Genomic DNA, 26,471 nt, shown 5'->3' on the forward strand with positions numbered 1-26,471 from the left:
CGCCGTCGGAGACCCTTGTAATGTCAGACCAAGATATACGCCTTCAATCCCTGAAAGTTTGGCTCGATGAGCAGTTGCCAGCGCTCTTTGCCAGACAGAAATGGGGCGCCGTACCCCCGGCCACGTTGACTGCGGCCAGTAGCGACGCAAGTTTCCGTCGCTACTTCCGTTGGGAAGGCGGCGATAAAACTTTTATTGTCATGGATGCGCCTCCACCGCAGGAAAACTGCAAACCCTTCGTGGACATTGCTCATTTATTGGCCAGCTCGGGCATTAATGTTCCGAAAATTCATGCCGAAGACCTGACGCAGGGCTTTTTGCTGCTCAGCGATCTGGGGCGTCAGACGTATCTGGACGTGATCGATGCGGACAACGCCGATGCATTGTTTGCCGATGCCATCGAAGCGCTGCTGACTTATCAGCAACTGCCGATGGATGCACCGTTGCCCAGCTATGACGTGGCCTTGTTGCGTCGTGAGCTGGAGCTTTTCCCCGAGTGGTATGTAAAGCGTCACCTGGGTATTGAGATGGACTCCGCGCAACTGGCCAGTTGGCAGCATGTCAGCGACCTGTTGATCGAAAGCGCCCTGGCGCAGCCCAAAGTGCTGGTTCATCGCGACTACATGCCGCGCAACCTGATGATCAGTGAGCCCAATCCGGGCGTGCTGGATTTCCAGGATGCGGTCTACGGGCCGGTCACTTATGACATTACCTGCCTGTTCAAGGATGCGTTCCTGAGCTGGCCTGAAGAGCGCGTTGCCGGTTGGCTGAACACATACTGGAACAAGGCTCGCGCCCTGGGTATCGAGGTTCATGAAGACTTCGCCGCCTTCTCGCGGGCCAGTGATCTCATGGGTGTGCAGCGGCATTTGAAGGTCATCGGGATTTTTGCCCGTATCTGCCATCGTGATGGCAAACCGCGCTATCTGGGCGATGTTCCGCGCTTCTTCTCGTATATAGAGGCCGTTGTGTCGCGACGTCCGGAGCTGGCAGAACTGGGGCAACTGCTAACCAGCCTGCGACCATCGGCGTGAGGTGTGATTATTTTGAAGAAGGATCGATTGTGTTGAAGAGGCTTGCATGAAAGCGATGATTCTCGCCGCCGGTAAAGGCGAGCGGATGCGACCGTTGACCTTGCACACACCAAAACCTCTGGTGCGTGCCGGTGGCGTTCCCTTGATCGAATACCACCTCAAGGCATTGCAGGAGGCCGGGTTTCACGACCTGGTCATCAACCATGCCTGGTTGGGCCAACAGATCGAAGACTATCTTGAGGATGGCCAGCGCTGGGGCGTGAACATTCGCTACTCCCCTGAAGGCGAGCCACTGGAAACCGGTGGCGGTATCTTTCGCGCACTGCCACTGCTGGGGGATGAGCCCTTTGTCGTGGTCAACGGCGATATCTGGACCGATTACAACTTTGCCGGGCTGCGCACGCCGCTGACCGGGCTTGCCCATCTGGTGATGATCGATAACCCCGCTCACCATCCGACTGGCGATTTCGCTCTGGTCGACGGTCTGCTGCAGGATGCTTCTGCAGAAGATTTACCGCGCCTGACCTACAGCGGCATTGCCATCCTGCATCCGCGCCTGTTCGCCGGCTGCGAAGCCGGTGCCTTCAAGCTGGCTCCGTTGCTGCGTCAGGCAATGGCGCAGGGGCAGGTGACGGGTGAGCATTTCCGGGGTACCTGGATTGACGTCGGCACTCATGAGCGTCTTGGCGAAGTCGAGCGATTGCTGTCGGGGACCCGCTAGATGCTGTGGCCAGGCACGCTGCTCGGCGCCGGAGCCGGATATGCCATTGCCGATATTCCGGGCGCGATGTTAGGTGCCTTGCTTGGGCAGGCTCTGGATCGTCGGCTGCAGCTGCACACCTGGGCGCATCTGCGTGAGCGCCTGGGTGGCCGTTCGGCGGTACGTGACGAAGATCTGCTGTTCGTGCTGCTGGGGCGTCTGGCCAAAAGTGGCGGTCGGGTCATGGCCAGCCATATCCATCAGGCTCAGGCGGAAATGCGTCGCTTGAACATGGATGAGGCGGCACAGCGTCTTGCCATTGCCGCTTTCAATCGCGGCAAGGACGGCGCTGACGGATTGCGCGGTTATCTGCGTCGTCTGCGTGGCCAGCCGGGCATGGCTGAAGGCCTGTTGCGGGCTTGCTGGCGCATGGCCTGGGCCGACGGCAAGGTCGGCCGTATCGAGCGTGAGTTGATCGCAGCCTGGGGCATGTGGCTGGGCTGGTCGGAGCTGAAAATCGAGGCGCTGGCTGCCGAGCACGACCCGATGAAAAGGCCGTCCGTCAGCAGCTCGGACGAATACAGCGGGGCGCTGTCACTGTTGGGTGTGCAGGCCGATACCGACCCGGCGAGCATCAAGCGCGCCTATCGTCGTCTGCTCAGTCGGCATCATCCGGACAAGATCGCGGGAGGCGGTGCCAACACGTTGCAAGTGCGTGTTGCCACCGAAAAGACCAGTGAGTTGCACAGTGCCTATAGAGTGATCAAGGCGCGTCGGGGGTTTCGTTGAGTTGGAGGGGCCTTGGCCGCGACAGCCAGCTTTTCAGGCGCTGAAAATGTGTTGCCTGTAAGCAAGTCGTCGCGGCCAAGGCCCCTCCCACAAGTAACAGATGCCTTCACTCAGCCTCTACCCAACCCCGGATACGGCGGAAGATCTGTTCCTGCTCGGCCTCTTCATTTCCCACAATGTTGATCAGTGCAACCTGAGTAAAGCCCGCACCCTTGGCGCGTTTGCTGACTTGCAGGCGAGCGCTGGCCGCCTGTGGGGACTGGTTCTTGTAGATGAAATCTGCGGTCTTCATTTTCAGCGTCGGTACCAGCTCCAGCAGCGAAGGCTTGGCATTGACCGGCTCGCGGGCCGCCACCATCGCGAACTTCTGCACCAGCGGAGATTGCCGCTCGTTCAGGAAGCGTGCTGCCCAATAGGCACCGCTGCTATGGCCGATCAGCACAATGCTGCGTGCCTTGTTCTGCTGGGCAAAACTGATCGCGCTTTCGATGCGGGCAAAGACGTGTTCGGCTTCAGCCTTGGCGCGCTCTTCGGCCTCTGCGGCTTTTGCAACCTCGTCACCGGCCTGCGCCTGGGTATCGGCTGCCTTGGCGGCATCATCCTTTGGCGCGTCCTTGGGCTTTTCTTCAGCGGCAGGCGCATCCGGTTCGCGTGGCATCAGGGCTTCGTCCTGCACATCCGGCAGGGTGATGCTCAGCGTGGCCCAGCCGGTGTCCGGAAACTTGCGACGCAACGGGCCGACGATATCCGGCCAGTCCGCCGACTCGCCCGCACCCGGCAGCAGAATCACCGCGCCCTTGGGTTCGGCGCTGTTGGCCGGTTTCCAGAGTGCCAGGAAGCTTTCGTCACCAGCCTGTAGTTGTTGCAGATCCTGAGGCGGCAGTTGACGTTCGAGGGCGATGGCATCTTCCTGTGCCCGGGTCAGCAGCGGCGCGCGTTCCGCAGGGGCTTCGGCGGAGGCGGCATCCTTGGCCGGTGCAGGATCGGCAGCCACCACCGGCAGTGCACAAGGTACTATCAGCGACAGGAGCAATGCAGGAAGCGTTGCGCGAAAGGTATGGGGCATCGAATATTCCAGGCCAGAAACTATTCTGGCAGCCTAATGCGTTGATCGGTATTTGTCAGGTCCCGGGACGGTGCATGGCCGCCAAACGAAAACACAAGAGAACGACATGATTGGTCTTCTGCGCATTGGTTTTATCGGCTGCCTGGCTCTGCTCTTGATGGCTCGGGTGTCGAATGCATGGGCTGATGAATCAGAGCCTGTTGCGCAGGCATTGCTCAGCCAGGAGCAGCGCACCTGGCTGGACCAGCATGGTCCGTTGCGGGTCGGTCTGGTGATGCATGCGCCTTATGCCCAGTTCGATCAGCGTCTGCAGCAGCTCTCCGGTGCCAACGTCGACTTGATGAATGCGCTGGCGGCGGCTCTGCGAGTGGAGTTGCTGTGGCGCAACTTTCCCGATCAGGCCGCGCTGGAAAAGGCTGTGGCGGCAGGGCAGGTGGACCTTGCACCCGGCCTGATGCAAACCCCGTCAGGGCTGCGCACCTGGATGTTTTCCGATCCTTACCTGCGGGTTTCGCAACTGGTGATCGGGGAGCGCGATGGCAGCTCCGGGGTGGATCTGGAAAAGGTCGACGAGCGTTCGCGAGTGGTCGTGCGCATGCCGAGTCCGACCGCCGATTACCTGCGCAGCAATTACCCTCATCTGAATCTGCAAGGCGTGCCTCTGGAGCGCCAGGCCCTGCAACTGTTGTTGAGTCAGCAGGCGCGCTATGCCGTGGTGGACGAAGCGCAACTCAGCCGTCTGTTTCGCGAGCCGGAGTTTGCCGGGCTGGCCGTGGTGGGCGATATCGGTCTGCCGCAACTGCTGCGGGTCGCAACACGCCGGGATATGCCGCAACTGGCCGCCATCGTCAGCGAAGGCCTGCATGTGATTCCCGCCAAGGCGCTGGATCAACTGCATACACGCTGGATGCCGCTCAAGTCTTCACGTTTCAGCGAGTCGCCCGGGCTGTGGCAGAACCTCTGCCTGTTGTTGCTGGTGATGTTACTGGCCTGCTTTGCGATTGTGGTCTGGCAGCGTCGCCAGCAGCAGGCACTGGAGCAGGAACTGGTCGATGCGCGGGAAGACATTGCCCGGCGCGTGGAAGGTGAGGAAGGGCTTCGCCTCGCCCAGTTCTCCATTGATCAGAGCACGGTGGGCATTCTCTGGGTCAACTGGGACAGCCGGGTGCGCTATGCCAACCATGCGGCAGAATCCATGCTCGGTTATGCGTCGGGCGCAGTGGTGGACCGGCCGCTGATCGATTTCGAGCCCGGTCTGCACATGGATCGCTGGCTTAGCCTGTGGAAGAACGCCCGGTCCATGGAAGACAGTCCGCAGGTGTTCGAGACCAATTGCATTCGCGCCGATGGCAGCGTGTTGCCAGCGGATGTGTCCCTGAGTTTTCTGCGCTTTCGTGAAGCGGAATATCTGGTGGTGTTCCTCAGTGACGTCAGTGAGCGCCGCCGTGCCCATGATCAGTTGCGCGAGTTGTCGGCGCATCTGGAGAGTGTCCGCGAAGAGGAAAAGGCTCGTATCGCTCGGGAGGTGCATGATGAGCTGGGCCAGATGTTGACGGTGCTCAAGCTGGAAACGTCCATGTGCGAGCTGGCCTATGCCGACCTTGATCCGGGCCTGAGCGAGCGGTTGAACAGCATGAAGCGTCTGATCGCTCAGCTCTTCCAGTTGGTCCGCGACGTCGCCACGGCCCTGCGCCCGCCGATTCTCGATGCCGGCATTGCCTCGGCCATCGAGTGGCAGGCGCGGCGCTTCGAGGCTCGCACGCAGATTCCGTGTCTGGTACAGGTGCCGGACAACCTGCCGCCGCTCAGCGATGCCAGAGCCACCGGCATGTTTCGCATTCTTCAGGAGGCGCTGACCAACGTCATGCGTCACGCTCGGGCGCACACGGTTGAAGTCAGCCTGACGCTGGACGACGAGGTGATGTGCATGACCATTGCCGATGACGGCCAGGGTTTTGTGATGCAGTCGCAAAGGCCTGTCTCGTTCGGTCTGGTGGGGATGCGCGAGCGTGTCCTGATGCTGGGTGGCAGATTGGAACTGGACAGCGAGGTCGGTGAAGGCACAACCTTGCGCGCATATATCCCGTTGGACCCCGTTGGGCAGGAGCGAGAACATTGATTCGTGTACTGGTCGCTGAAGACCACACCATCGTGCGTGAGGGCATCAAGCAACTCATCGGCCTGGCGAAGGATCTGCTCGTCGTGGGCGAGGCCAGCAATGGCGAGCAGTTGCTCGAAACCCTGCGGCACGTGCCCTGCGAAGTGGTGCTGCTGGATATCTCCATGCCGGGCGTCAACGGGCTTGAGGCGATTCCCAGGATCCGGGCGTTGAATAACCCGCCGGTGATTCTGGTGCTGTCGATGCACGACGAAGCGCAAATGGCTGCCCGTGCCCTGAAGATCGGCGCGGCGGGATATGCGACCAAGGACAGCGATCCGGCCTTGCTGCTGACGGCCATTCGTCGGGTGGCCGCCGGTGGGCGTTATATCGATCCCGATCTGGCTGACCGCATGGTTTTCGAGGTCGGTCTGACCGACAGTCGCCCGCTGCATTCGCTGTTATCGGAGCGCGAGTTTTCGGTGTTCGAGCGTCTGGCTCAGGGGGCCAACGTCAATGACATTGCCCAGCAACTGGCCTTGAGCAGCAAGACCATCAGCACCCACAAGGCGCGCCTGATGCAGAAGATGAACCTGCACTCCCTGGCGGACCTTGTGAAATATGCTATGGAACACAAGCTGCTCTGATCCTGAAAACGACAAGTGGGAGCGAATTCATTCGCGAAAGAAAGCTGCACTGTAGTGTCAGGTAGAGCGCTTTCTCGAATGAATTCGGTCCCACGGCTGCAAGCCTGCAAAAAATGCCGAATCCTCACTTATCCAATCCCGTCATCCTTGTAGGGCAATCCCTACAGCGGAGCTTCCAGCCTGCCTAGGCTAATCTCTCCTGGCTCCCGATTTGCGCGTCATGCGGGCTGTTCTAGTCTTGAAACACGCAGACAAAACAAAGGTGTGGGTAATGAGCTACGTCGATTCAAGCGCTGGGGCAAATGATGTTCTGGTCAGCTTTCGTGGTGTGCAGAAGAGCTACGACGGCGAAGCACTCATCGTCAAAGACCTGAACCTGGATATTCGCAAAGGCGAATTCCTCACCCTGCTCGGACCATCGGGCTCCGGCAAGACCACCAGTCTGATGATGCTGGCCGGTTTCGAGACGCCGACCGCAGGCGAAATCCTGCTGGGTGGCCGGGCCATCAACAACGTGCCGCCCCACAAGCGCGACATCGGCATGGTGTTCCAGAACTACGCACTGTTCCCGCACATGACGGTCGCCGAGAACCTGGCGTTCCCGCTGTCGGTGCGCGGCATGAGCAAGAGCGAGATCGGCGACAAGGTCAAACGCGCACTGGGCATGGTTCAACTGGATGCCTTCGCGCATCGCTACCCGGCGCAGTTGTCCGGCGGACAGCAGCAGCGTGTGGCCCTGGCCCGTGCGCTGGTGTTCGAGCCGCAACTGGTGCTGATGGACGAACCCCTCGGCGCACTCGACAAGCAATTGCGCGAACACATGCAGATGGAAATCAAGCACCTGCACCAGCGTCTGGGCGTGACGGTGGTCTATGTGACCCACGACCAGGGCGAAGCCCTGACCATGTCGGACCGGGTTGCGGTGTTCCATCAGGGCGAAATCCAGCAGATCGCACCGCCGCGCACTCTTTATGAAGAACCCGGCAACACCTTTGTCGCCAACTTCATTGGCGAGAACAACCGTCTCAACGGGCGTCTGCTCAGCCAGACCGGCGACCGCTGCGTCGTCGAGCTGGAGCGGGGAGAGAAGGTCGAGGCACTGGCAATCAATGTCGGCCAGACCGGCGAGCCGGTCACCCTCTCGATCCGTCCGGAACGCATCAGCCTCAATGGCCGTAGCGAAAGTTGTGTAAACCGTTTCTCGGGCCGTGTTGCCGAGTTCATCTATCTGGGCGACCACGTTCGTGTGCGTCTGGAAGTGGCAGGCAAGACCGACTTTTTCGTCAAGCAGCCTATCGCCGAACTGGATGCGGCCTTGAGCGTTGGCGATGTCGTGCCCCTTGGATGGCAAGTCGAGCACGCTCGCGCGCTCGATCCCTTGCAGCAAGTGCATTGATCTATCGATAAAAGCAACAACAGAGGCGAACGATCGCCCGTCCCAATCGCTTACCAACACTGCTCGTGGAGAAAAGAATAAATGCTGAAATCATTGAAGTTCACCGCTATCACGTTGGGCATGATGTGCGCGTCGCAAGCCATGGCCGCTGATCTGACCGTCATTTCCTTCGGTGGCGCCAACAAGGCCGCCCAGGAAAAGGCTTTCTATGCCCCTTGGGAGAAAGCAGGCAACGGCAAGATCATTGCTGGCGAATACAACGGTGAAATGGCCAAGATCAAGACCATGGTCGACACCAAGAGCGTGTCCTGGGATCTGGTAGAAGTCGAATCGCCAGAGCTGTCCCGCGGTTGTGACGAAGACATGTTCGAAGAGCTGGACCCTGCGATGTTCGGCAAGGCCGAGCACTTCGTGCCGGGCGCGCTGACCACTTGTGGCGCCGGTTTCTTCGTATGGTCCACCGTGTTGGCTTACAACGCCGACAAGGTCAGCACCGCTCCGACCAGTTGGGTCGATTTCTGGGACACCAAGAAATTCCCGGGCAAGCGCGGCCTGCGCAAGGGTGCCAAGTACACCCTGGAATTCGCACTGATGGCTGACGGCGTAGCGCCGAAAGACGTCTACAAGGTGCTGGCCAGCAAGGACGGTCAGGACCGCGCCTTCAAGAAGCTCGATGAGCTCAAGCCAAACATTCAATGGTGGGAAGCAGGCGCTCAGCCGCCTCAGTACCTCGCTTCCGGCGACGTGGTCATGAGCTCGGCCTACAACGGTCGTATCGCTGCCGTGCAGAAAGAAAGCAACCTGAAAGTGGTCTGGACCGGCGGCGTGTATGACTTCGACGCATGGGCCATTCCGAAGGGTTCGAAAAACGCTGAAGCGGCGAAGAAGTTCATCGCTTACATCCTGAGCCCGGAGCAGCAGAAGACCTATTCGCAGAACATCGCCTACGGCCCGGCCAACACCCAGGCGGTTGCTCTGCTGGACAAGGAAACCCTGCAGAACATGCCGACCACTCCTGAAAACATCAAGGATCAGGTGCAGATGGACGTGACGTTCTGGACTGACAACGGCGAGTCGCTGGAGCAGCGTTTCACCGCTTGGGCAGCCAAGTAATCGCGTCAACCTGAGTTAGATCCAGGAGCGTTTCCGGTTCAGGAAACGCTCCCCTCGTTCGTAGATTTCGGAGTTCGATATGGCCACCGCCGTGCCCCTGACTGAAGGCGCCAGCCCCAACCTGAAGCAACGCCTGGCTCGCGCCGAGCGGGTCAACCGCTGGAAAGCACAGGCCCTGATCGCTCCGTTGGTCATCTTTCTGTTGCTGGTCTTTCTGGTGCCCATCGCTGCGCTGCTCTACAAGAGCGTCAGCAACCCGGAAGTCGTTTCGGCACTGCCGAGCACCGTGATTGAAGTCGAGAAATGGGACGGCAAAGGTCTTCCGCCCGAGTCGGTCTACAAGGCGCTGAGCCTGGACCTGGCTGAAACCCGCAAGAATTCGACCCTGGGCGATCTGTCCAAGCGTCTGAACATGGAACTGGCCGGCTATCGCAGCCTGCTGAGCAAGACCGCTCGTGCCTTGCCCTTCAAGACCGAGCCTGCTTCTTATAAAGATGCACTGGAAGCGCTGGACGAGCGTTGGGGCGATCCTGCCTATTGGCAGGCCATTCGTCGCAATACCAGTAGCGTCACCCCTTATTACCTGCTGGCCGCTGTTGACCATCGCATTGACGATGTCGGTGAAGTGGCTGTAGCGACCCCGGACCAGGCCATTTACCTGGATATCTTCACCCGCACATTCTGGATGGGACTGGTCATCACCTCCATCTGCCTGGTGCTGGCTTATCCGCTGGCCTACCTGCTGGCCAGCCTGCCAGCGCGCCAGAGCAACCTGCTGATGATTCTGGTTCTGCTGCCGTTCTGGACCTCGATTCTGGTACGGGTCGCGGCCTGGATCGTGTTGCTGCAATCGAGTGGCCTGATCAATGGTGCCTTGATGGCCATGGGCATCATCGACAAGCCCATCGAACTGGTCTTCAACCGGGTCGGCGTCTACATCGCGATGGTGCACATCATGCTGCCGTTCATGATTCTGCCGATCTACAGCGTGATGAAGAACATCTCCCCGACCTACATGCGTGCGGCCATTTCCCTGGGCTGTCACCCGTTCACCAGCTTCTGGCGCGTGTACTTCCCGCAGACCTATGCCGGGATCGGTGCCGGTTGCCTGCTGGTCTTCATCCTGTCTATCGGCTACTACATCACCCCGGCACTCCTGGGCAGCCCGAACGACCAGATGGTCAGCTACTTCGTGGCCTTCTACACCAATACCAGCATCAACTGGGGCATGGCGACGGCGCTGGGCGGCCTGCTGCTGTTGGCGACCGTCGTGCTGTACCTGATCTATAGCTGGCTGGTCGGCGCAAGCCGCCTGCGTTTGAGCTGAGGGAATCATCATGCTGAATTCGTATTCGTCGCCCATCGAGCGCATCTGGTATTACGCGCTGCGCATCATCTGCGCACTGGTGCTGTTGTTTCTGGTGTTGCCGGTGCTGGTCATCGTGCCGCTGTCGTTCAACTCGGGCAGCTTTCTGGTCTATCCGCTGCAAGGCTTTTCATTGCAGTGGTATCAGGACTTCTTCGCTTCTGCCGAATGGATGCGCTCGCTGAAGAACAGCATGATCGTCGCACCGGCTTCCACGCTGCTGGCGATGATCTTCGGCACACTGGCCGCCATCGGCCTGACCCGGGGCGACTTCCCCGGCAAGCCGCTGGTCATGGCGCTGGTGATCTCGCCGATGGTGGTGCCGATGGTGATCGTCGGTGTCGCCAGTTATCTGTTCTTCGCACCGCTGGGGCTGGGCAACAGCTACACCTCGCTGATCCTGGTGCATGCGGTGCTGGGCGTGCCGTTCGTGATCATCACCGTGTCGGCTACCTTGCAGGGCTTCAACCACAACCTGGTACGCGCCGCCGCCAACCTCGGCGCTTCGCCGCTGACGGCATTCCGTCGAGTGACCCTGCCATTGATCGCACCCGGCGTGATTTCCGGCGCACTGTTCGCCTTCGCGACCTCGTTCGATGAAGTGGTAGTCACCCTGTTCCTCGCCGGCCCCGAGCAAGCGACCCTGCCGCGCCAGATGTTCAGCGGCATCCGCGAAAACCTCAGCCCGACCATCGCCGCCGCCGCGACCTTGCTGATCGCCTTCTCGGTGGCATTGCTGCTGGTGCTGGAGTGGTTGCGCGGGCGTAGCGAGAAGCTCAGGACGAAGGCAGAGTAGGAGGGAGCTGCAAGTTGTAAGCGGCAAGCTACAAGCTTGAGGTTACGGCTTGAGCTTGTGGCTTACAGCTTGAAGCTTGCTGCTTCTCTTTCCCCATTCGCTTACAATGCGCGCCACCGTGATTCTGCTCAAACAGGTGCGCCATGCAGCCCTTCGTTATTGCCCCATCGATCCTTTCCGCTGACTTCGCCCGTCTGGGTGAGGACGTCGACTCTGTACTGGCCGCGGGTGCCGACTTCGTTCACTTCGATGTCATGGACAATCACTATGTCCCTAATCTGACCATCGGTCCGATGGTGTGCAGCGCGCTGCGCAAGTATGGCGTCACTGCGCCCATCGATGTGCACCTGATGGTCAGCCCGGTGGATCGCATCATCGGCGATTTCATCGAGGCCGGTGCCACCTACATCACCTTTCACCCTGAAGCGACCCAGCATATCGATCGTTCTCTGCAACTGATCCGCGAGGGTGGCTGCAAGGCAGGTCTGGTGTTCAACCCGGCCACGCCACTGAACCTGCTGGAATACGTCATGGACAAGGTCGACATGATCCTGCTCATGAGCGTCAACCCGGGCTTTGGTGGTCAGAAGTTCATTCCCGGTACGCTGAACAAGCTACGCGAAGCGCGGGCCTTGATCGATGCGTCGGGGCGTGACATCCGTCTGGAAATCGATGGTGGCGTCAACGTCACGAACATTCGTGAAATCGCGGCTGCGGGTGCTGATACCTTTGTTGCCGGCTCGGCTATTTTCAATGCTCCCGATTACAAGGAAGTGATCGAGAAAATGCGCAACGAACTGGCGGCAGCCCGCGCATGAGCGGCTTCGAGCATTTGTTTGCGGGCAAGCTGCCCAGGCTGATCATGTTCGATCTGGACGGGACCCTCGTGGATTCCGGGCCTGATCTGGCCGTGGCCGTCGACAAGATGCTGCTCGAACTCGGTCGCCCGCCGGCTGGCCTTGAGTCGGTCCGGCAATGGATCGGCAATGGCGCACCGGTACTGGTGCGTCGGGCGCTGGCCAATGACATTGATCACAGCGGTGTCGATGACGCCCTGGCCGCACAGGCGCTGGAAATCTTCATGCAGGCTTATGCCGAAAAACACGAATTCACCGTGGTCTACCCCGGCGTTCGTGAAACCCTGAAGTGGTTACAGAAGATGGGCGTCGAAATGGCCCTCATCACCAACAAGCCGGAGCGCTTCGTTGCTCCGCTGCTGGATGAAATGAAACTGGGACGTTTCTTTCGCTGGATCATCGGCGGCGACACCCTGCCACAGAAGAAACCGGACCCTGCGGCTCTGTTCTTCGTCATGAAAATGACCGGTATTCCGGCTTCCCAGTCACTGTTCGTCGGCGACTCTCGCTCCGATGTGCAGGCGGCCAAGGCAGCTGGCGTGGCCTGTGTCGGGCTGACCTATGGCTACAACCATGGCAGGCCCATCGCTGAAGAATCCCCGTCGCTGGTGATTGATGATCTGCGCAAGCTGATTCCCGGTTGCCTGGATCAGGACGCTGAGATACTGTTGCCCGATATTCAACGTCCCTCCCTTAGAGATTCCATCGTGGTGGTCACCCGCAAACTCTGGATGAAAGTCATCAAGGCCCTGGCCCGTTGGCGTTGGCGCGCCTGACTTGATCCCGGCCGCCTGCGCGGCACGTTTGCCTACCTGACCGTTTTACCCTCAAACCACGAGGCTGCTCATGAACCGTGAAGAATTCCTGCGTTTGGCTGCTGCTGGCTATAACCGCATCCCGCTTGCCCACGAAACCCTGGCTGACTTCGACACCCCACTGTCGATCTACCTGAAACTGGCCGACCAGCCGAATTCCTACCTGCTGGAGTCGGTACAGGGCGGCGAGAAGTGGGGGCGTTACTCCATCATCGGCCTGCCATGCAGCACCGTGATGCGCGTCCATGGTCATCATGTGAGCGTGACCCACGAAGGCGTGGAAGTCGAAAGCCATGACGTCGAAGACCCGCTGGCCTTCGTCGAAGAGTTCAAGGCGCGTTACAACGTCCCGACCATTGCCGGTCTGCCGCGCTTCAACGGTGGTCTGGTGGGTTACTTCGGCTATGACTGTGTGCGTTATGTCGAAAAGCGTCTGGCCAACTGCCCGAATCCGGACCCGCTGGGTGTGCCTGATATCCTGCTGATGGTTTCCGATGCGGTCGTGGTATTCGACAACCTGGCGGGCAAGATGCACGCCATCGTATTGATCGATCCGGCCCAACAGGACGCTTATGAAAGCGGCCGTGCGCGCCTTGATGAACTGATGGAAAAACTCCGTCAGCCCATCACGCCACGCCGTGGCCTGGAACTGGACAGACCGCCTGCTGCAGAGCCTGTGTTCCGTTCCAGCTTCACCCAGAACGATTACGAAAAGGCAGTCGACACCATCAAGCAATACATCCTCGCCGGGGATGTAATGCAGGTCGTGCCGTCGCAGCGCATGTCCATCGATTTCAAGGCGGCACCTATCGATCTGTACCGGGCGCTGCGCTGCTTCAACCCGACGCCCTACATGTACTTCTTCAACTTCGGCGACTTCCATGTGGTCGGCAGTTCGCCGGAAGTGCTGGTGCGGGTCGAGGACAATCTGGTCACCGTTCGCCCGATTGCCGGTACACGCCCGCGTGGTGCCACCGAAGAGGCCGACCGTGCCCTGGAAGAAGACCTGCTGTCCGACGACAAGGAAATCGCCGAGCACCTGATGCTCATCGATCTCGGTCGTAATGACACGGGTCGTGTTTCGGAAATCGGTTCGGTCAAGCTGACCGAGAAGATGGTCATCGAGCGTTATTCCAACGTCATGCACATCGTTTCCAACGTCACCGGCCAGCTGAAAAGCGGGCTGACGGCCATGGACGCCCTGCGGGCCATTCTGCCGGCAGGCACCTTGTCCGGTGCGCCGAAGATCCGCGCCATGGAAATCATCGACGAGCTGGAGCCCGTGAAACGTGGCGTCTATGGCGGTGCGGTGGGTTATATGGCCTGGAACGGCAATATGGACACTGCGATTGCCATCCGTACCGCAGTCATCAAAGACGGCGAACTGCATGTGCAGGCGGGCGGCGGTATTGTTGCCGACTCGGTGCCGGCCCTTGAGTGGGAGGAGACCATCAACAAGCGGCGTGCGATGTTCCGGGCCGTTGCTCTGGCCGAGCAGACGGCAGGGGATTGAGCTTCAAGCGGTAAGCTACAAGCTTGAAGTGAAACGCGGTGTCTGCCTTGAGGCGGCACCGCGTTTTTGTTCATGCTGCCCGTGCTTCTTCCAGGGCTTCGGCGGACAGTTGCTGGTTGTGGCGGTTGGCGTAGTTCTCGGCCATGACCGAGCAGACGATCAACTGCATGGGGTGGTAGATCATGATCGGCAGCAGGATCAGGCCCAGGCCCGGATTGGCACCGAAGATCAAGGCGGCCATGGGCGCTCCGGCGGCCAGGGATTTCTTGGTGGCGCAGAACACGGCTGCGACGCGGTCGCCATGATCGAACTTCAGGGCGCGGGCGGTGCGGGTCGTCATGAACAGGATCACGGCCAACAGCACGGCGGTGCCGATAAAGGCGGTCAGAATCACACTGCTGCCCTGGGCTTGCCACATGCCCGAAATCATCGAGTTGCAGAACGCCGCATAGACCAGCAACAGGATCACGATCTTGTCGATCAGGTTGGTGTACTTCTTGTGCCGGGCAAAGAACTTGCCTACCAGCGGGCGCACCAACTGGCCGATGACCAAAGGCAGCAGCAACATGCCGCACAGGTCCAGCAGTGTCGAACCCAGATCAATCCCGCCGGAACCGGTGCCCACCACCAGGCTGACCAGCCAAGGGGTGATGAAAATCCCCAGTACGCTGGACAGGCTGGCATTGAGAATCGCCGCAGGCACGTTGCCTTTTGCGCTGCCGGTCAGGGCGACCGATGAAGAAATGGTGGAGGGCAGTGCGCACAGGTAGAAGAAACCCAGCATCAGCAGGGCAGGGACATAGGCGCTCAGCAGCTTGTTGCTGACCAGCCAGAGAACCGGGAACACCACAAAGGTGAAGGCCTGGATCATGATGTGCAGGCGCCAGTTCTTGAGGCCGTTCCTGATCTGCTCGCTGGACAGGTTGACGCCATGCAGGAAGAACACCACGAACACGCCGATATTGATGACGTATTCGGCATGCATGCCGCCGCCCGTGGCGCCGAAGTGCGGGAAGAAGTAGGCCAGAACCGTCGCCAGGACCATTCCGCAGAGGAACCAGTCGGTCACGACGCGCTTGAGGTGTTTGAGTGCTTGCATAAGAGGCTCGCGCATTCTTTGTAAAAGTGAATGTCCGCAGGCTACTCTGTTGTCTTGTAGCCGTCTTGCGACATAAGGCCATTAGATGCCGAGTAACGGACAAAACACGTCACATCTTCCTACGGGCGAGCGGCACATACCGGTCTTGCAGGATTTGCCGCGCCCGCTTTATGCCCGTGCCGAAAGCCTGAGCGCCGGGTCCTGGACGCCGCCTCATCGCCATGACTGGGTGCAGTTTTCCTACGCCATCAGTGGCGTCCTGGGTGTACACACTGCAGAAGGCAGTTTCTTCGCGCCGCCGCAGTGGGGTGTGTGGGTGCCTGCGGGGCTGGAGCATCAGGTGGTGACGTCCATGCAGGCCGAGATGCGCAGTCTGTATGTGCGAACCCAGGATTCCGGTTGGGCGCCGGAGCGTTGCCGGGTGCTGGAGGTAACGCCGCTGGCCCGGGAACTGATAAAGACTTTCTGCCTGCTGCCCGTGGCTTACCCGGAAGATGACAGCCCTGAGGCGCGTCTGGTGCAAGTGCTGCTGGATCAGCTGTCGCAACTGCCGGAGGTGGGATTTTCACTGCCATTGCCCCGGCATCCCAGATTGCTAGGCTTGTGCAATGAACTGATTGAAAACCCTGCCCGGTTGATCACGTTGCATGACTGGGCCACACGCCTCGGGACGTCGGAGAAAACCCTGATGCGCCTGTTTCAGCGGGAAACCGGCCTGAGCTTTCGAGGCTGGCGTCAGCGGGCGAGGTTACTGTCATCGCTCAGCGCGCTGGAGGAGGGCGACAGTGTGACCAACGCGGCTCTGGCATGTGGTTATGACTCCACTTCAGCTTTTATTGCGGCTTTCAAGGGGCTTTTCGGTTACACGCCTGGTGAACTCTTCAAGTAGATTTCGGCATGAAAGAGCGGCGGATTGCTGCTTTTTCCTACAGCAAGAGTTTTTGAATTCGTAATATCTTTCACCGCTCATTCGGCACGAAAGGTGCTTGAATCAAGGAGTTGAGGCCGTTTTCCACGAAAACTATTCAATCCCGACTGCCATTACCCCTACTCGCTGGCGGAGGATTGCCGTATAACGGCAACAATCGCGTATCTGGCAACAAAGGACCCACAATAAAAGCTGATGAAAACTCCTAAACGCATTGAACCCCTGATCGAAGACGGTCTGGTCGACGAGGTGCTGCGCCCGCTCATGAGTGGGAAAGAGGCAGCTGTTTATGTGGTGCGCTGTGGCAAGGAGCTGCGGTGTGCCAAGGTTTACAAGGAGGCGAACAAACGCAGTTTCCGTCAGGCGGCCGAATATCAGGAAGGCCGCAAGGTACGCAACAGCCGACAGGCCCGGGCCATGGCCAAGGGTTCCAAGTTCGGTCGCAAAGAAACCGAAGACGCATGGCAGAACGCCGAAGTGGCAGCCTTGTTCCGTCTGGCCAGTGCCGGCGTCAGGGTTCCCAAGCCTTTCGACTTTCTGGAAGGCGTGCTGCTCATGGAGCTGGTTGCCGACGAGTACGGCGATGCGGCACCCCGTCTGAACGATGTGGTGCTGGAGCCGGATCAGGCGCGGGAATACCACGCCTTCCTGATCGAGCAGATCGTGCTGATGCTGTGTGCCGGTCTGGTGCACGGTGACCTGTCCGAGTTCAACGTGCTACTGGGGCCAAGCGGTCCGGTGATCATCGACTTGCCTCAGGCGGTGGATGCGGCTGGCAACAACCACGCCTTCAGCATGCTGGAGCGGGATGTGGGCAACATGGCTTCCTATTTCGGACGCTTTGCGCCTGAGCTCAAGGCCACTCGTTACGCCAAGGAAATGTGGTCGTATTACGAGGCCGGTACGCTGTCACCGTCTACGGTGCTCACAGGCCAGTTCGAGGATACGGAGGAAGCGGCTGACGTCAGAGGCGTGCTGCGCGAGATCGAAGCGGCGCGTCTGGATGAAGCCCGTCGTCAGGCTGCCCGTGCCGCCGATGATGCGCCACCCGGCAAACCCAACGAAGAACCGCCGCCGCCCTGGATGCAGTAGTGGTTTATCGCGAAGGAGCGGAGCGCCGCCCTATTCGTACACACTGTAGGGGGTAATGCTGATCAGTTAAGGTCAATAAATCACTTTGTGGGAGGCAGCTTGCTGGCGACTTTGGCGTACGACGCAGAATATCTGCCAGTCTCAGGCCTTTTTCGCCAGCAAGCTGCCTCCCACAAGTGTTGTTTGTGCCTTAACTGATTGGCCTTACTCTGTAGCGAATTTATTCGCGAAGGCTGTTCAGCCACAACACCCCCCCGAAGCCAGGTCCTTGAGGATCGGGCAATCGGGGCGGTCGTCGCCTTGGCAGTGTTCCACCAGTTCCTGCAGGGTATCGCGCAGGCTCGCCAGTTCTTCGATCTTCTGATTCAGGTCGTCGATGTGTTTATGAGCCAGCGCCTTCACATCGCTGCTTGCACGCTGACGATCCTGCCAGAGGGTCAGCAGCTTGCCGACTTCCTCCAGCGAAAACCCCAGATCCCGCGAGCGTTTGATGAACGCCAGGGTGTGCAGGTCTTCCGGGCTGTACAGGCGGTAGCCGCTGTCGCTGCGACTGGCAGGCCGCAACAGGCCGATGGACTCGTAATAACGAATCATCTTGGCGCTCAAACCGCTTTTGCTGGCCGCCTGGCCGATGTTCATTGCGCGTCTCCCACGTCATCCGGTTTCCAGGTCTTCAACAGCAGAGCGTTGCTCACTACGCTGACACTGGACAAGGCCATGGCGGCTCCTGCCAGCACGGGGTTGAGATAACCCAGGGCTGCCAGCGGAATACCGATCAGGTTGTAGACAAAGGCCCAGAACAGGTTCTGGCGGATCTTGGCGTAGGTCTTGCGGCTGATCTCCAGTGCTGCGGGCACCAGGCGTGGATCGCCGCGCATCAGGGTGATCCCGGCGGCATGCATCGCCACATCGGTGCCGCCGCCCATGGCGATACCAATATCGGCCGCCGCGAGGGCAGGCGCATCGTTGATGCCGTCACCGACCATGGCCACCACATGATCCCTTTTCAGGACTTCAACGATCGAGGCTTTTTCGTCGGGCAGCACTTCGGCGTGTACATTGCGGATACCCAGGGCATCAGCGACCGCTCTGGCGCTGCCGGGGTTGTCGCCGGTGAGCAAGTGGCAACTGATGCCTCGTGCGCCCAGTTGCTGCATGGCCTGTTCCGCGCCGGGCTTGAGGGTGTCGCCAAACGCGAACATGCCCAGCACCACCGGTTGAGGGCCCAGTTCGATCAGCCAGGACAGGGTTCTGCCTTCGGCTTCCCAGGTTCTGGCGGACTCGGCCAGTTCGCCCATCTGCAAGTTGTTTTCTTCCAGCAGACGCCGGTTACCCAAGGCCAGTTGATGTCCTTCGACGTCACCGGCGATGCCGCGCCCGGTGAGTGCCTGGCTGTGTTCGGTGTTGTCCAGCTTCAGTTGCCATTCGCGACACACATCCAGCACCGCCTTGGCCAGCGGATGCTCACTCCCGCGTTGCAGGGCGCCCGCCCGTTCCAGTAACTGTTCTTCGTTGCCTTTCACGGCAATCATGTTGGTAATGCGTGGTGTGCCGCAGGTCAGTGTGCCGGTTTTGTCGAACACCACGACGTCCACTTCATGGGCGCGCTCCAGTGCTTCGGCGTCCTTGATCAGAATGCCGTAGCGCGCCGCCACGCCCGTTCCGGCCATGATCGCGGCGGGCGTTGCCAGGCCAAGGGCGCAAGGGCAGGCGATGACCAGCACGGCGACAGCATTGATCAAGGCGACTTCCAGCGATGCTCCGGCCAGCATCCAGCCTGTCAGGGTAAAAAACGCGATGACCAGCACCGCAGGCACGAACACCTGGCTGACTTTATCCACCAGTCTCTGGATCGGCGCCTTGCCCGCCTGAGCGTCCTCGACCAGTTTGATGATGCGCGCCAGTACCGTCTGGGTGCCCAGGGCCGTGGTCCTGATCAGCAACCGGCCTTCGCCGTTGATGGCGCCGCCGGTGACGTTGTCGCCGGGCTGTTTGGCCACCGGCAGGCTCTCGCCACTGATCAGGGCTTCATCGGCATGACTGCGGCCTTCCACGACCTGCCCATCCACCGGGAAGCGCTCACCGGGTTTGACCAGCACCAGATCATCGAGGCGCAAGGCGCTGATGGCGACATCGTGCTCCTGGCCGTCAATCACTTGCAGGGCGCGTTCCGGTCGCAATGCTTCCAGAGCGCGGATGGCGCTGGCAGTCTGACGCTTGGCACGGCTCTCCAGGTATTTGCCCAGCAGCACCAGCGCGATGACCACGGCCGAGGCCTCGAAATACAGGTGCGGCGTCTTGCCGGGCGCTGCGCTGATCCATTGATAGAGGCTCAGGCCGTATCCGGCACTGGTGCCGATGGCAACCAGCAGGTCCATATTGCCAGCGCCTGCCCGCAAGGCTTTCCAGGCGGCGACGTAAAAGCGTGCGCCGAGGATGAATTGCACCGGGGTGGCCAGTGCAACCTGAACCCAGGCGGGCAACATCCAGTGCACGCCAAAAGGGCTCAGCAACATCGGCATGACCAGCGGCAAGGCCAGGACCAGCGCCAGTACCAGGGCCCAGCGTTCGCGGTTCAGTTGGCGGATCCTGCTGGCGGAATCGGCCTGCTCGTTCTGCAGCAGTGTCGCGCCATAGCCTGCCTGGCTCACGGCGTCGATCAACGTCTGCGGGTCGGTTCCGTTCCCGGTCTGTACATGGGCGCGTTCACTGGCCAGGTTGACTGTGACGCTGGTGACCCCGGGCACTTTGGCCAGGGCACGCTCGACCCGACCTGCGCAGCTTGCGCAAGTCATGCCGGTGATCGGCAGGTCGAAGGTGGTGGGTTCTTGCATCTTTTCACTCCCTGAAGGCTTGATGCCTACAAGGGTCAACCTTGCCACATGGGCAAGGTCAAGTGCGAATCAATAGTTCAGGTCGGCTTTCTTCAGGTACATGCCGTTCAGGTCGGTGGCGATGCGGTATTTGAGGATGTCTCCGGCGCGCAGTTTGATCTTGGTGCTGCTCTGGGCCTCCATTCCGGCTGCGCAGCCGACCACGTTGCCTGGCAGCCTGCGCAGGCGCACCGAAACGTCGCCCGGTGGCAGGTTGAAGGATACGGAGTCTTCCTGGAACAGGCGGCCAGCCAGCTGGTCCTGGATATAAATGCCGATTTCGCAGGAAGTTGCGACTTCCAGGCGCTCTCGGGAAATGATCAGGATGCCGTAGTCCTGAGCGGCCTGAACGCTGGGGGAAGCGGCCAAGAGACCGAGAATGCCGAAGAGGCTCAATACTGACCAGCGCATGGCTGATACTCCTGCTGTAGACGTCGATGACGAAGCTTGGCCCAGGCCTGCAACTAATACCAGCCCGGCAGGAAAAACAGAAACTTGACCTTGCCACGATGACAAGGTTGAAGATGCCTCGCATCCATCACTCAAGGAGCATCGGCATGCAGTTATTAAAGGTACAAGGCATGACGTGCGGGCATTGTGTCCGTGCAGTGACTCAGGTCATCAAGAACGATGATCCGGCCGCCGAGGTGCAGGTCGACCTGGCCAGTTCGCAGGTGCGTGTGCAAAGTTCGTTATCCACAGAGCGGCTCATCGAACTGATTGGCGAAGAGGGGTATCAGGCACAGCCTGCTGGCTGAAAAATCCTGAATTAATTTTCCCTGTCCGGCGTTATGGGCAAGGCAAGCCGGTTAGACTAGCCAGCTGCCTTGCACATGTCTGGACCCCCAATGAATTTCAAGACCATTCTTATTCTTGGTGCCTTGAGCGCCTTTGGCCCGTTGGCCATCGACTTCTATCTTCCCGGTTTCCCCGCCATGGCGGCGTATTTCGCAACTGACGAAAAGCACGTGCAGTTGACCCTGGCAGCCTATTTCCTGGGCCTGTCCATCGGGCAACTGGCCTATGGACCTGTGGCGGACCGTTTTGGTCGGCGGATTCCGTTGCTGGTCGGTGTCACGCTTTTCACGCTGGCTTCGCTGGCCTGCACCTTTGCGCCGAGCCTGGACTGGCTGATCGCCGCCCGTTTCGTTCAGGCCCTCGGTGGTTGTGCCGGTATGGTGCTGGCGCGGGCCATTGTCAGTGACAAATGCAATGCCGTGGAGTCGGCCAAGGTCTTCTCGCAGTTGATGCTGGTCATGGGGCTTGCGCCTATTCTGGCGCCGATGCTGGGAGGCGTGCTGGTCAATGTCGCTGGCTGGCAATCGATCTTCCTGTGCCTGACGATCTTCAGTGCGCTGTGCCTTGCGGCCGTGGCCATTGGTCTGCCGGAAAGCATGCCGGCCAGTGTTCCGCGTCAGCCGCTGCGTGGTGCGTTGAAGCAGTACGGCAACTTGCTCAAGGACCGGGTCTTCATCGGCCATGCCCTGACCGGCGGTATCGTCATGGCCGGGATGTTCTCCTACATTGCCGGTTCGCCTTTCGTGTTCATCAAGTTGTATGGCGTCCCAGCCGAGCATTACGGCTGGCTGTTCGGCATGAATGCGGCGGCGTTCATTCTGGTGGCTCAGGTCAATGCACGTCTGTTGCGCAAGCGCAGCCCGGCGTTTCTGTTGCTGCGTACCATCTGGGTCTATCTGGCGGCAGCCCTGACACTGCTGGGCATCGCCAGCCTGCGTACCGAACAGCTCTGGCCGTTGCTGGTTCCGCTGTTCATCTGCATTGCCAGCCTGGGCTGCATCATCCCCAATGCTTCGGCTTGCGCCATGAATGGTCAGTGGGCGCGGGCCGGCAGTGCGTCGGCGCTGATGGGATGCTTGCAATTCAGTGTTGCGGCGGGCGCCGCGAGTCTGGTGGGTGTTCTGCATGACGGCACGGCAACGCCCATGGCGGTCGTGATCAGTCTGTGTGGGGTGCTTGCAACGATTGTCGCGCTGTACACCCGACGCGTGCAGACGCGCCGGGATGCGCAGGCTCTGTAAGAGAGGATGAGCCATCGCGGTTGACTCGCGATGGCTGGCCGTCCCTGATCAGAAACCTTCGAGCACGATCTTGCCCTTGGCCTTGCCGCTTTCCAGCAACTCATGGGCGCGACGCAGGTTTTCGGCGTTGATGGTGCCGAAGTGTTCCCCGAAGGTGGTTTTCAGGGTTCCGGCGTCAATCAGTTCGGCGACCCGGTTGAGCAGGTTGTGCTGTTCGATCATGTCGGGCGTCTCGAACATCGAGCGGGTGTACATGAACTCCCAGTGCAGCGACAGACTCTTGCGCTTGAGCTTGGACACATCCAGCGCCTTTGGATCATCGATCAAGCCCAGTTTGCCTTGCGGCTGGAGCGACTCCACCAACTGATCCAGATGCAGATCGGTCTGGGTCAGGCTGGCAACGTGAGTCACCTGATTCTGGCCGATGCGCTTGAGCTCTTCGCTCAGCGGCTTGCTGTGATCGATGACGTCATGAGCGCCCAGGTCGCGCACCCAGCTTGTGGTTTCCGGGCGGGATGCCGTGCCGATGACTTTCAGCGAAGTCAGCTGGCGAGCCAGTTGCGTCAGGATCGAGCCGACACCGCCCGCTGCACCGACGATCAACAGGCTTTGCTCTTTATCAGCCTGGCCCTCTGCGATCTGCAAACGCTCGAACAGCAATTCCCAGGCAGTAATCGCCGTCAGGGGCAGAGCCGCCGCGTGGGCGAAGCTCAGGGACTTGGGCATGTGCCCGACGATCCGCTCATCCACCACATGCAATTCGCTGTTGGCACCCGGCCGTGTCAGCGAGCCTGCGTAGAACACCTTGTCGCCCGGCTGGAAAAGCGTCACTTCGCTGCCGACCGCTTTCACTACGCCCGCCACATCCCAACCCAGAACCTTGGCAGCGCCGGCTTCGGGCTGGACGTTCTGACGAACCTTGGTATCCACGGGGTTCACGGAAATTGCTTTGACCTCCACCAATACATCGCGAGCACCCGCGACCGGCTCTGGCAGCTCGATATCCTGTAGCGCATTGAGGTCGCTGATGGGCAGTGACTGGTAATAGGCGATGGCTTTCATGCAAGGCTCCTTGAGCAGGGAAGTTGATGAGCAGATGATTCGCCATTTCCATTAAAGATAAAACCCGCTAAAACGGTACTCTCTTTCAATATTATTTTGATAATCCGGGGCTGGAATGCTGCGTTTCGATGATTTGCAGTTGTTTGTGCGGGCGGCTGATCTGGGCAGTCTTTCTGCGGCGGCACGGGGCATGGACATGTCGGCGGCAGTGGCCAGTGCGGCCCTCAAGCGCATCGAGCAGCAGCTTGGTGTACGCCTGCTGGCACGTTCCACGCGCAGTTTGCGCCTGACCGCCGACGGTGAAGGCTTTCTGGAATATGCCCGTGCAGCCCTTGGCAGTCTGGAAGACGGTCGACGTCTGCTGGCCAGCAATCAGGAAAGCTGCAATGGCGTCCTGCAGCTCTCGGCACCTTCGGATTTCGGTCGCAATGTGCTGTTGCCCTGGCTCGACGAGTTTCAGCAGCAACACCCGCAGTTGTCCGTACGCCTGCTGGTGGGGGATCGCGTTGACGATCTGTTTCGTCAGCCTGTGGATGTGGCCTTGCGTTATGGCGAACCTGGCGATTCGAGTCTGGTGGCACGGCCTGTGGCGCCTGACAACCGGCGAGTGCTGTGCGCCTCTCCCGATTATCTGGCTCGCCATGGCGAACCGCAGCAGGTGGGCGAGCTGGCGCAGCATAATTGCCTGTTGCTCATGCTCGGGGACCGGATTCACGATCACTGGACCTTTCACGATGGCAAGCGGGAAGTGAGCCTGACCGTGGGCGGCAACCGCTTCAGCCCCGATGGTGACGTTGTGCGTCGCTGGGTCTTGGCGGGGGCGGGCGTGGCTTACCGCTCATGGCTGGATATCGCCGCTGATGTCCATGCCGGACGCCTTAAAGTATTGATGCCGCATTTGCGCGGTGAAGCCGTGCCGCTGAATCTGTTATGTGCTCATCGAGTGCAACTGAACAAGCCTGTAAATCTGTTGCTCGAAATGCTTCGTGCTCGATGTGCGCGACACTCTGTGCTCGCAAGTCGTTAGTTGTTTGGATGAATAAAGAATTTTAGGAAAAGACTGACGGATACTTCGGAAAATATAAGAGGCAAATACAGTTTTCAATTTCAAAGTGCCAACATAAGGACAGGCGTTGCAAACGACTGCGATCAAGCGTTTTCGGTGCCTTGGCCACAAGGGTTTGCGGTTGCTCTGGAGGCCTGAGAGCGGAAAGCTTTGAGTGGCGATGTCGGCACGGAAACATGAGGGTTTTCATCTTCAGGAAGGTCCTGCAGACTTCGGGCATGGCGTTACAAATATGTCTGGTATTGATCGGGTTAATGTAACTTTTACCTGATCGGGTGGCAGATCATAGAGTTTATACTTGTCATTTAAGGTTGGATCCACGTTTCAACTTTACGGGAGCGGGATTGTTATCAATATGCCATCGCTATAGACGAATGTTTCAACAGGGAGTGAATACATGGAATATGCACCTTGCATCAGTCAGATTGCGACACTGCTGGCCGACCCCAAGCGTAGCGCAATGATTTGGGCATTGATGGATGGTACCGCTCGTCCTGCCAACGAGCTGGCATTAATGGCGGGGCTCTCGACGTCTTCGGCAGGTGCGCATCTGGCGCGACTGGCCAGTGGCGGACTGTTGAAACAGGAGGCACGTGGGCGCACACGTTTCTTCCGGTTGGCAGCGCCTGAAATCGGGGCCGCCGTGGAGGCGCTGGCCAATGCCTCGATGGTGAGTGCCGACCAGATCAGCCGCAATGTGGCGCAACCCATGCCGCCGTTGCCCATACGTCGCGCACGTATCTGTTCCGATCACCTGGGAGGGGAAATGGCCGCCGAGCTTTACCAGCGTTTGCTGGGTGCCGGCTGGATCGAGCAGATGGAGCATCGGGTCGAGGTGACCAGCAAGGGAATGGCCAAGTTCGCCGAGCGAGGCATCTATGTTCCGGCGCTGGCGCAACGGCAACGGGAGACGGTCTGTGTCTGCCCGGATTGGAGCGAGCGCAGCCCGCATCTTGGCGGCGCGCTGGGTGCAGGGCTTTTGCAGTTGTTCATTCAGATGGGATGGCTGCGCCCCACCGAGGAGTCCAGCACATTGCAGGTTTCTTCCAACGGGCAGCGTGAAATCGGCAAGATCGCATCAGCGGCCTGATGCAGCGCAATGGCGGGCAGCGCCTTGTGCGCCTGCCCGCGATGCCGTTGATTACGGCTTGACCAGACGCGCATCCAGACTGTTTTGCGCCAGGCGCTTTGCCTGATCCTGAGTCATGCCCAGATGGGTGTGCAGAGCGTGGAAGTTCTCGGTGACATAACCTCCGAAGTAGGCCGGGTCATCGGAGTTCACGGTGACTTTCACGCCACGCTCCAGCATGTCGAGAATGTTGTGTTGGGACATGTGGTCGAACACGCACAGCTTGGTGTTGGACAGCGGGCAGACGGTCAGCGGAATCTGTTCGTCGATGATCCGCTGCATCAGGCGCTCGTCTTCGATGGCGCGTACACCATGATCGATTCGCTGGATCTTCAGCAGATCCAGTGCTTCCCAGATGTACTCGGGCGGACCTTCTTCACCGGCATGGGCCACGGTCAGGAAGCCTTCGTTGCGGGCGCGGTCGAAAACACGCTTGAATTTGCTGGGCGGGTGGCCCATTTCCGAGCTGTCCAGGCCCACGGCCACGAATGCATCACGGAACGGCAGTGCCTGATCCAGGGTTTTCTCGGCTTCTTCTTCGCTCAGGTGGCGCAGGAAGCTCAGGATAAGGCCGCTGCTGACGCCCAGTTGCGACTGGCCATCCTTGAGGGCTCCGGTGATGCCTGCCAGCACCACTTCAAGCGGGATGCCCCGGTCGGTGTGGGTCTGCGGATCGAAGAAGGGTTCGGTATGGATGACGTTCTGCGCCTTGCAGCGTTGCAGGTAAGCCCAGGTCAGGTCGTAGAAATCCTGCTCGGTGCGCAGCACGTCCGCGCCCTGATAGTAGAGGTCCAGAAACTCTTGCAGATTGTTGAAGGCATAAGCCCCGCGCAAGGCCTCGACGTCGTTCCAGGGCAGTGCGATTTTGTTGCGCTCGGCCAGAGCGAACAGCAACTCAGGCTCCAGGGAGCCTTCCAGGTGCAGGTGCAATTCTGCCTTGGGCAGGGCGTTCAACCAGTCGTACATGTTCTTTTCTCATCAGGTGCAGATGGC

Annotated in this window: 25 protein-coding genes; 18 read left to right on the forward strand and 7 right to left on the reverse strand. The window is 59.8% G+C overall.

The window, feature by feature from the left end; genetic code table 11:
• Window positions 1–20 precede the first annotated feature (20 nt).
• The 3 genes from KQP88_RS03065 to KQP88_RS03075 are packed head-to-tail and all read left to right on the forward strand — an operon-like array spanning window position 21 to window position 2,523.
• A complete protein-coding gene (locus tag KQP88_RS03065) occupies window positions 21–1,034 on the forward strand; it encodes an aminoglycoside phosphotransferase family protein (RefSeq protein ID WP_216704814.1) in 1,014 nt (337 codons plus the stop codon).
• 46 nt (window positions 1,035–1,080) lie between these two features.
• Window positions 1,081–1,755: an N-acetylmuramate alpha-1-phosphate uridylyltransferase MurU gene (gene murU / locus KQP88_RS03070; protein ID WP_216704815.1), complete on the forward strand. Its 675-nt coding sequence runs from the start codon at window positions 1,081–1,083 to the stop codon at window positions 1,753–1,755.
• Window positions 1,756–2,523, forward strand: coding sequence for a TerB family tellurite resistance protein (locus KQP88_RS03075; protein WP_216704816.1), 768 nt, complete (start codon window positions 1,756–1,758; stop codon window positions 2,521–2,523).
• 106 nt (window positions 2,524–2,629) lie between these two features.
• Here the strand turns inward: KQP88_RS03075 and KQP88_RS03080 are convergent, their stop codons facing one another.
• Window positions 2,630–3,589 (reverse strand): alpha/beta hydrolase family protein, encoded by a 960-nt coding sequence (locus KQP88_RS03080; RefSeq protein ID WP_216704817.1) that lies wholly within the window; start codon window positions 3,587–3,589, stop codon window positions 2,630–2,632.
• Window positions 3,590–3,695: 106 nt separating this feature from the next.
• On the opposite strand from KQP88_RS03080, the gene KQP88_RS03085 reads away from it, so the two are divergent.
• The 9 genes from KQP88_RS03085 to trpE all read left to right on the forward strand — a co-directional run bounded on the left by KQP88_RS03085 (window position 3,696) and on the right by trpE (window position 14,190).
• Entirely contained in the window at window positions 3,696–5,708 is a 2,013-nt protein-coding gene (locus KQP88_RS03085) for a sensor histidine kinase (protein ID WP_216704818.1), read from the forward strand.
• Complete coding sequence (locus KQP88_RS03090) at window positions 5,705–6,334, forward strand: response regulator (RefSeq protein WP_198724448.1); 630 nt, start codon at window positions 5,705–5,707, stop codon at window positions 6,332–6,334. Before KQP88_RS03085 ends, KQP88_RS03090 begins: the two co-directional genes overlap by 4 nt.
• A 271-nt stretch (window positions 6,335–6,605) precedes the next feature.
• Window positions 6,606–7,730: an ABC transporter ATP-binding protein gene (locus KQP88_RS03095; protein WP_198724450.1), complete on the forward strand. Its 1,125-nt coding sequence runs from the start codon at window positions 6,606–6,608 to the stop codon at window positions 7,728–7,730.
• Between the two features lie 81 nt (window positions 7,731–7,811).
• Window positions 7,812–8,843 carry a polyamine ABC transporter substrate-binding protein gene (locus KQP88_RS03100; protein ID WP_198724453.1) on the forward strand — a complete coding sequence of 344 codons (1,032 nt, stop codon included), beginning with the start codon at window positions 7,812–7,814 and terminating at the stop codon, window positions 8,841–8,843.
• A gap of 79 nt (window positions 8,844–8,922) precedes the next feature.
• Entirely contained in the window at window positions 8,923–10,170 is a 1,248-nt protein-coding gene (locus KQP88_RS03105; protein WP_198724455.1) for an ABC transporter permease, read from the forward strand.
• A 10-nt stretch (window positions 10,171–10,180) separates the two neighbouring features.
• Window positions 10,181–11,005, forward strand: coding sequence for an ABC transporter permease (locus tag KQP88_RS03110; protein WP_216704819.1), 825 nt, complete (start codon window positions 10,181–10,183; stop codon window positions 11,003–11,005).
• Window positions 11,006–11,148: 143 nt separating this feature from the next.
• Window positions 11,149–11,823 carry a ribulose-phosphate 3-epimerase gene (rpe, locus tag KQP88_RS03115; protein WP_216704820.1) on the forward strand — a complete coding sequence of 225 codons (675 nt, stop codon included), beginning with the start codon at window positions 11,149–11,151 and terminating at the stop codon, window positions 11,821–11,823.
• Entirely contained in the window at window positions 11,820–12,638 is an 819-nt protein-coding gene (locus KQP88_RS03120) for a phosphoglycolate phosphatase (protein ID WP_216704821.1), read from the forward strand. The genes rpe and KQP88_RS03120 overlap by 4 nt, the downstream gene beginning before the upstream one ends.
• A 70-nt stretch (window positions 12,639–12,708) precedes the next feature.
• Window positions 12,709–14,190, forward strand: a complete 1,482-nt coding sequence (gene trpE / locus KQP88_RS03125; protein WP_198724462.1) for an anthranilate synthase component I — start codon at window positions 12,709–12,711, stop codon at window positions 14,188–14,190.
• 70 nt (window positions 14,191–14,260) lie between these two features.
• On the opposite strand, the gene KQP88_RS03130 is transcribed toward trpE, so the two are convergent.
• Window positions 14,261–15,289, reverse strand: a complete 1,029-nt coding sequence (locus KQP88_RS03130) for a bile acid:sodium symporter family protein (RefSeq protein WP_216704822.1) — start codon at window positions 15,287–15,289, stop codon at window positions 14,261–14,263.
• Window positions 15,290–15,374: 85 nt separating this feature from the next.
• Between KQP88_RS03130 and KQP88_RS03135 the strand changes: the two genes are divergently transcribed.
• A complete protein-coding gene (locus tag KQP88_RS03135) occupies window positions 15,375–16,178 on the forward strand; it encodes an AraC family transcriptional regulator (RefSeq protein WP_253950543.1) in 804 nt (267 codons plus the stop codon).
• A gap of 234 nt (window positions 16,179–16,412) precedes the next feature.
• Entirely contained in the window at window positions 16,413–17,309 is an 897-nt protein-coding gene (locus KQP88_RS03140; protein WP_200994977.1) for a PA4780 family RIO1-like protein kinase, read from the forward strand.
• A 237-nt stretch (window positions 17,310–17,546) separates the two neighbouring features.
• On the opposite strand, the gene cueR is transcribed toward KQP88_RS03140, so the two are convergent.
• From cueR to KQP88_RS03155, 3 genes are all read right to left on the reverse strand, one after another.
• On the reverse strand, window positions 17,547–17,948 hold the full coding sequence (cueR, locus tag KQP88_RS03145) for a Cu(I)-responsive transcriptional regulator (RefSeq protein WP_200994976.1): 402 nt from the start codon (window positions 17,946–17,948) through the stop codon (window positions 17,547–17,549).
• Complete coding sequence (locus tag KQP88_RS03150) at window positions 17,945–20,143, reverse strand: heavy metal translocating P-type ATPase (RefSeq protein WP_216704823.1); 2,199 nt, start codon at window positions 20,141–20,143, stop codon at window positions 17,945–17,947. Before KQP88_RS03150 ends, cueR begins: the two co-directional genes overlap by 4 nt.
• Window positions 20,144–20,212: 69 nt before the next feature.
• The gene (locus KQP88_RS03155) at window positions 20,213–20,593 is read right to left on the reverse strand and encodes a hypothetical protein (RefSeq protein ID WP_200994974.1); all 381 of its coding nucleotides are present in this window, start codon (window positions 20,591–20,593) and stop codon (window positions 20,213–20,215) included.
• A 146-nt stretch (window positions 20,594–20,739) separates the two neighbouring features.
• On the opposite strand from KQP88_RS03155, the gene KQP88_RS03160 reads away from it, so the two are divergent.
• Both KQP88_RS03160 and KQP88_RS03165 read left to right on the forward strand, forming a co-directional pair.
• A complete protein-coding gene (locus KQP88_RS03160; RefSeq protein ID WP_216704824.1) occupies window positions 20,740–20,940 on the forward strand; it encodes a heavy-metal-associated domain-containing protein in 201 nt (66 codons plus the stop codon).
• Window positions 20,941–21,030: 90 nt separating this feature from the next.
• Complete coding sequence (locus KQP88_RS03165) at window positions 21,031–22,221, forward strand: multidrug effflux MFS transporter (protein WP_216704825.1); 1,191 nt, start codon at window positions 21,031–21,033, stop codon at window positions 22,219–22,221.
• A 48-nt stretch (window positions 22,222–22,269) separates the two neighbouring features.
• Here the strand turns inward: KQP88_RS03165 and KQP88_RS03170 are convergent, their stop codons facing one another.
• Window positions 22,270–23,283, reverse strand: coding sequence for a zinc-binding alcohol dehydrogenase family protein (locus KQP88_RS03170; RefSeq protein WP_216704826.1), 1,014 nt, complete (start codon window positions 23,281–23,283; stop codon window positions 22,270–22,272).
• A 115-nt stretch (window positions 23,284–23,398) separates the two neighbouring features.
• Here KQP88_RS03170 and KQP88_RS03175 point away from each other — a divergent pair, with 115 nt between their 5' ends.
• The gene (locus tag KQP88_RS03175; RefSeq protein WP_216704827.1) at window positions 23,399–24,310 is read left to right on the forward strand and encodes a LysR family transcriptional regulator; all 912 of its coding nucleotides are present in this window, start codon (window positions 23,399–23,401) and stop codon (window positions 24,308–24,310) included.
• A gap of 436 nt (window positions 24,311–24,746) precedes the next feature.
• On the forward strand, window positions 24,747–25,439 hold the full coding sequence (locus KQP88_RS03180; protein WP_200994969.1) for an ArsR/SmtB family transcription factor: 693 nt from the start codon (window positions 24,747–24,749) through the stop codon (window positions 25,437–25,439).
• Between the two features lie 51 nt (window positions 25,440–25,490).
• Here KQP88_RS03180 and KQP88_RS03185 read toward each other — a convergent pair whose 3' ends face one another.
• Window positions 25,491–26,444 carry an adenosine deaminase gene (locus KQP88_RS03185; protein WP_216704828.1) on the reverse strand — a complete coding sequence of 318 codons (954 nt, stop codon included), beginning with the start codon at window positions 26,442–26,444 and terminating at the stop codon, window positions 25,491–25,493.
• Window positions 26,445–26,471: the final 27 nt, after the last annotated feature.

The organism is Pseudomonas lijiangensis (assembly GCF_018968705.1).
Lineage (GTDB): Bacteria > Pseudomonadota > Gammaproteobacteria > Pseudomonadales > Pseudomonadaceae > Aquipseudomonas > Aquipseudomonas lijiangensis.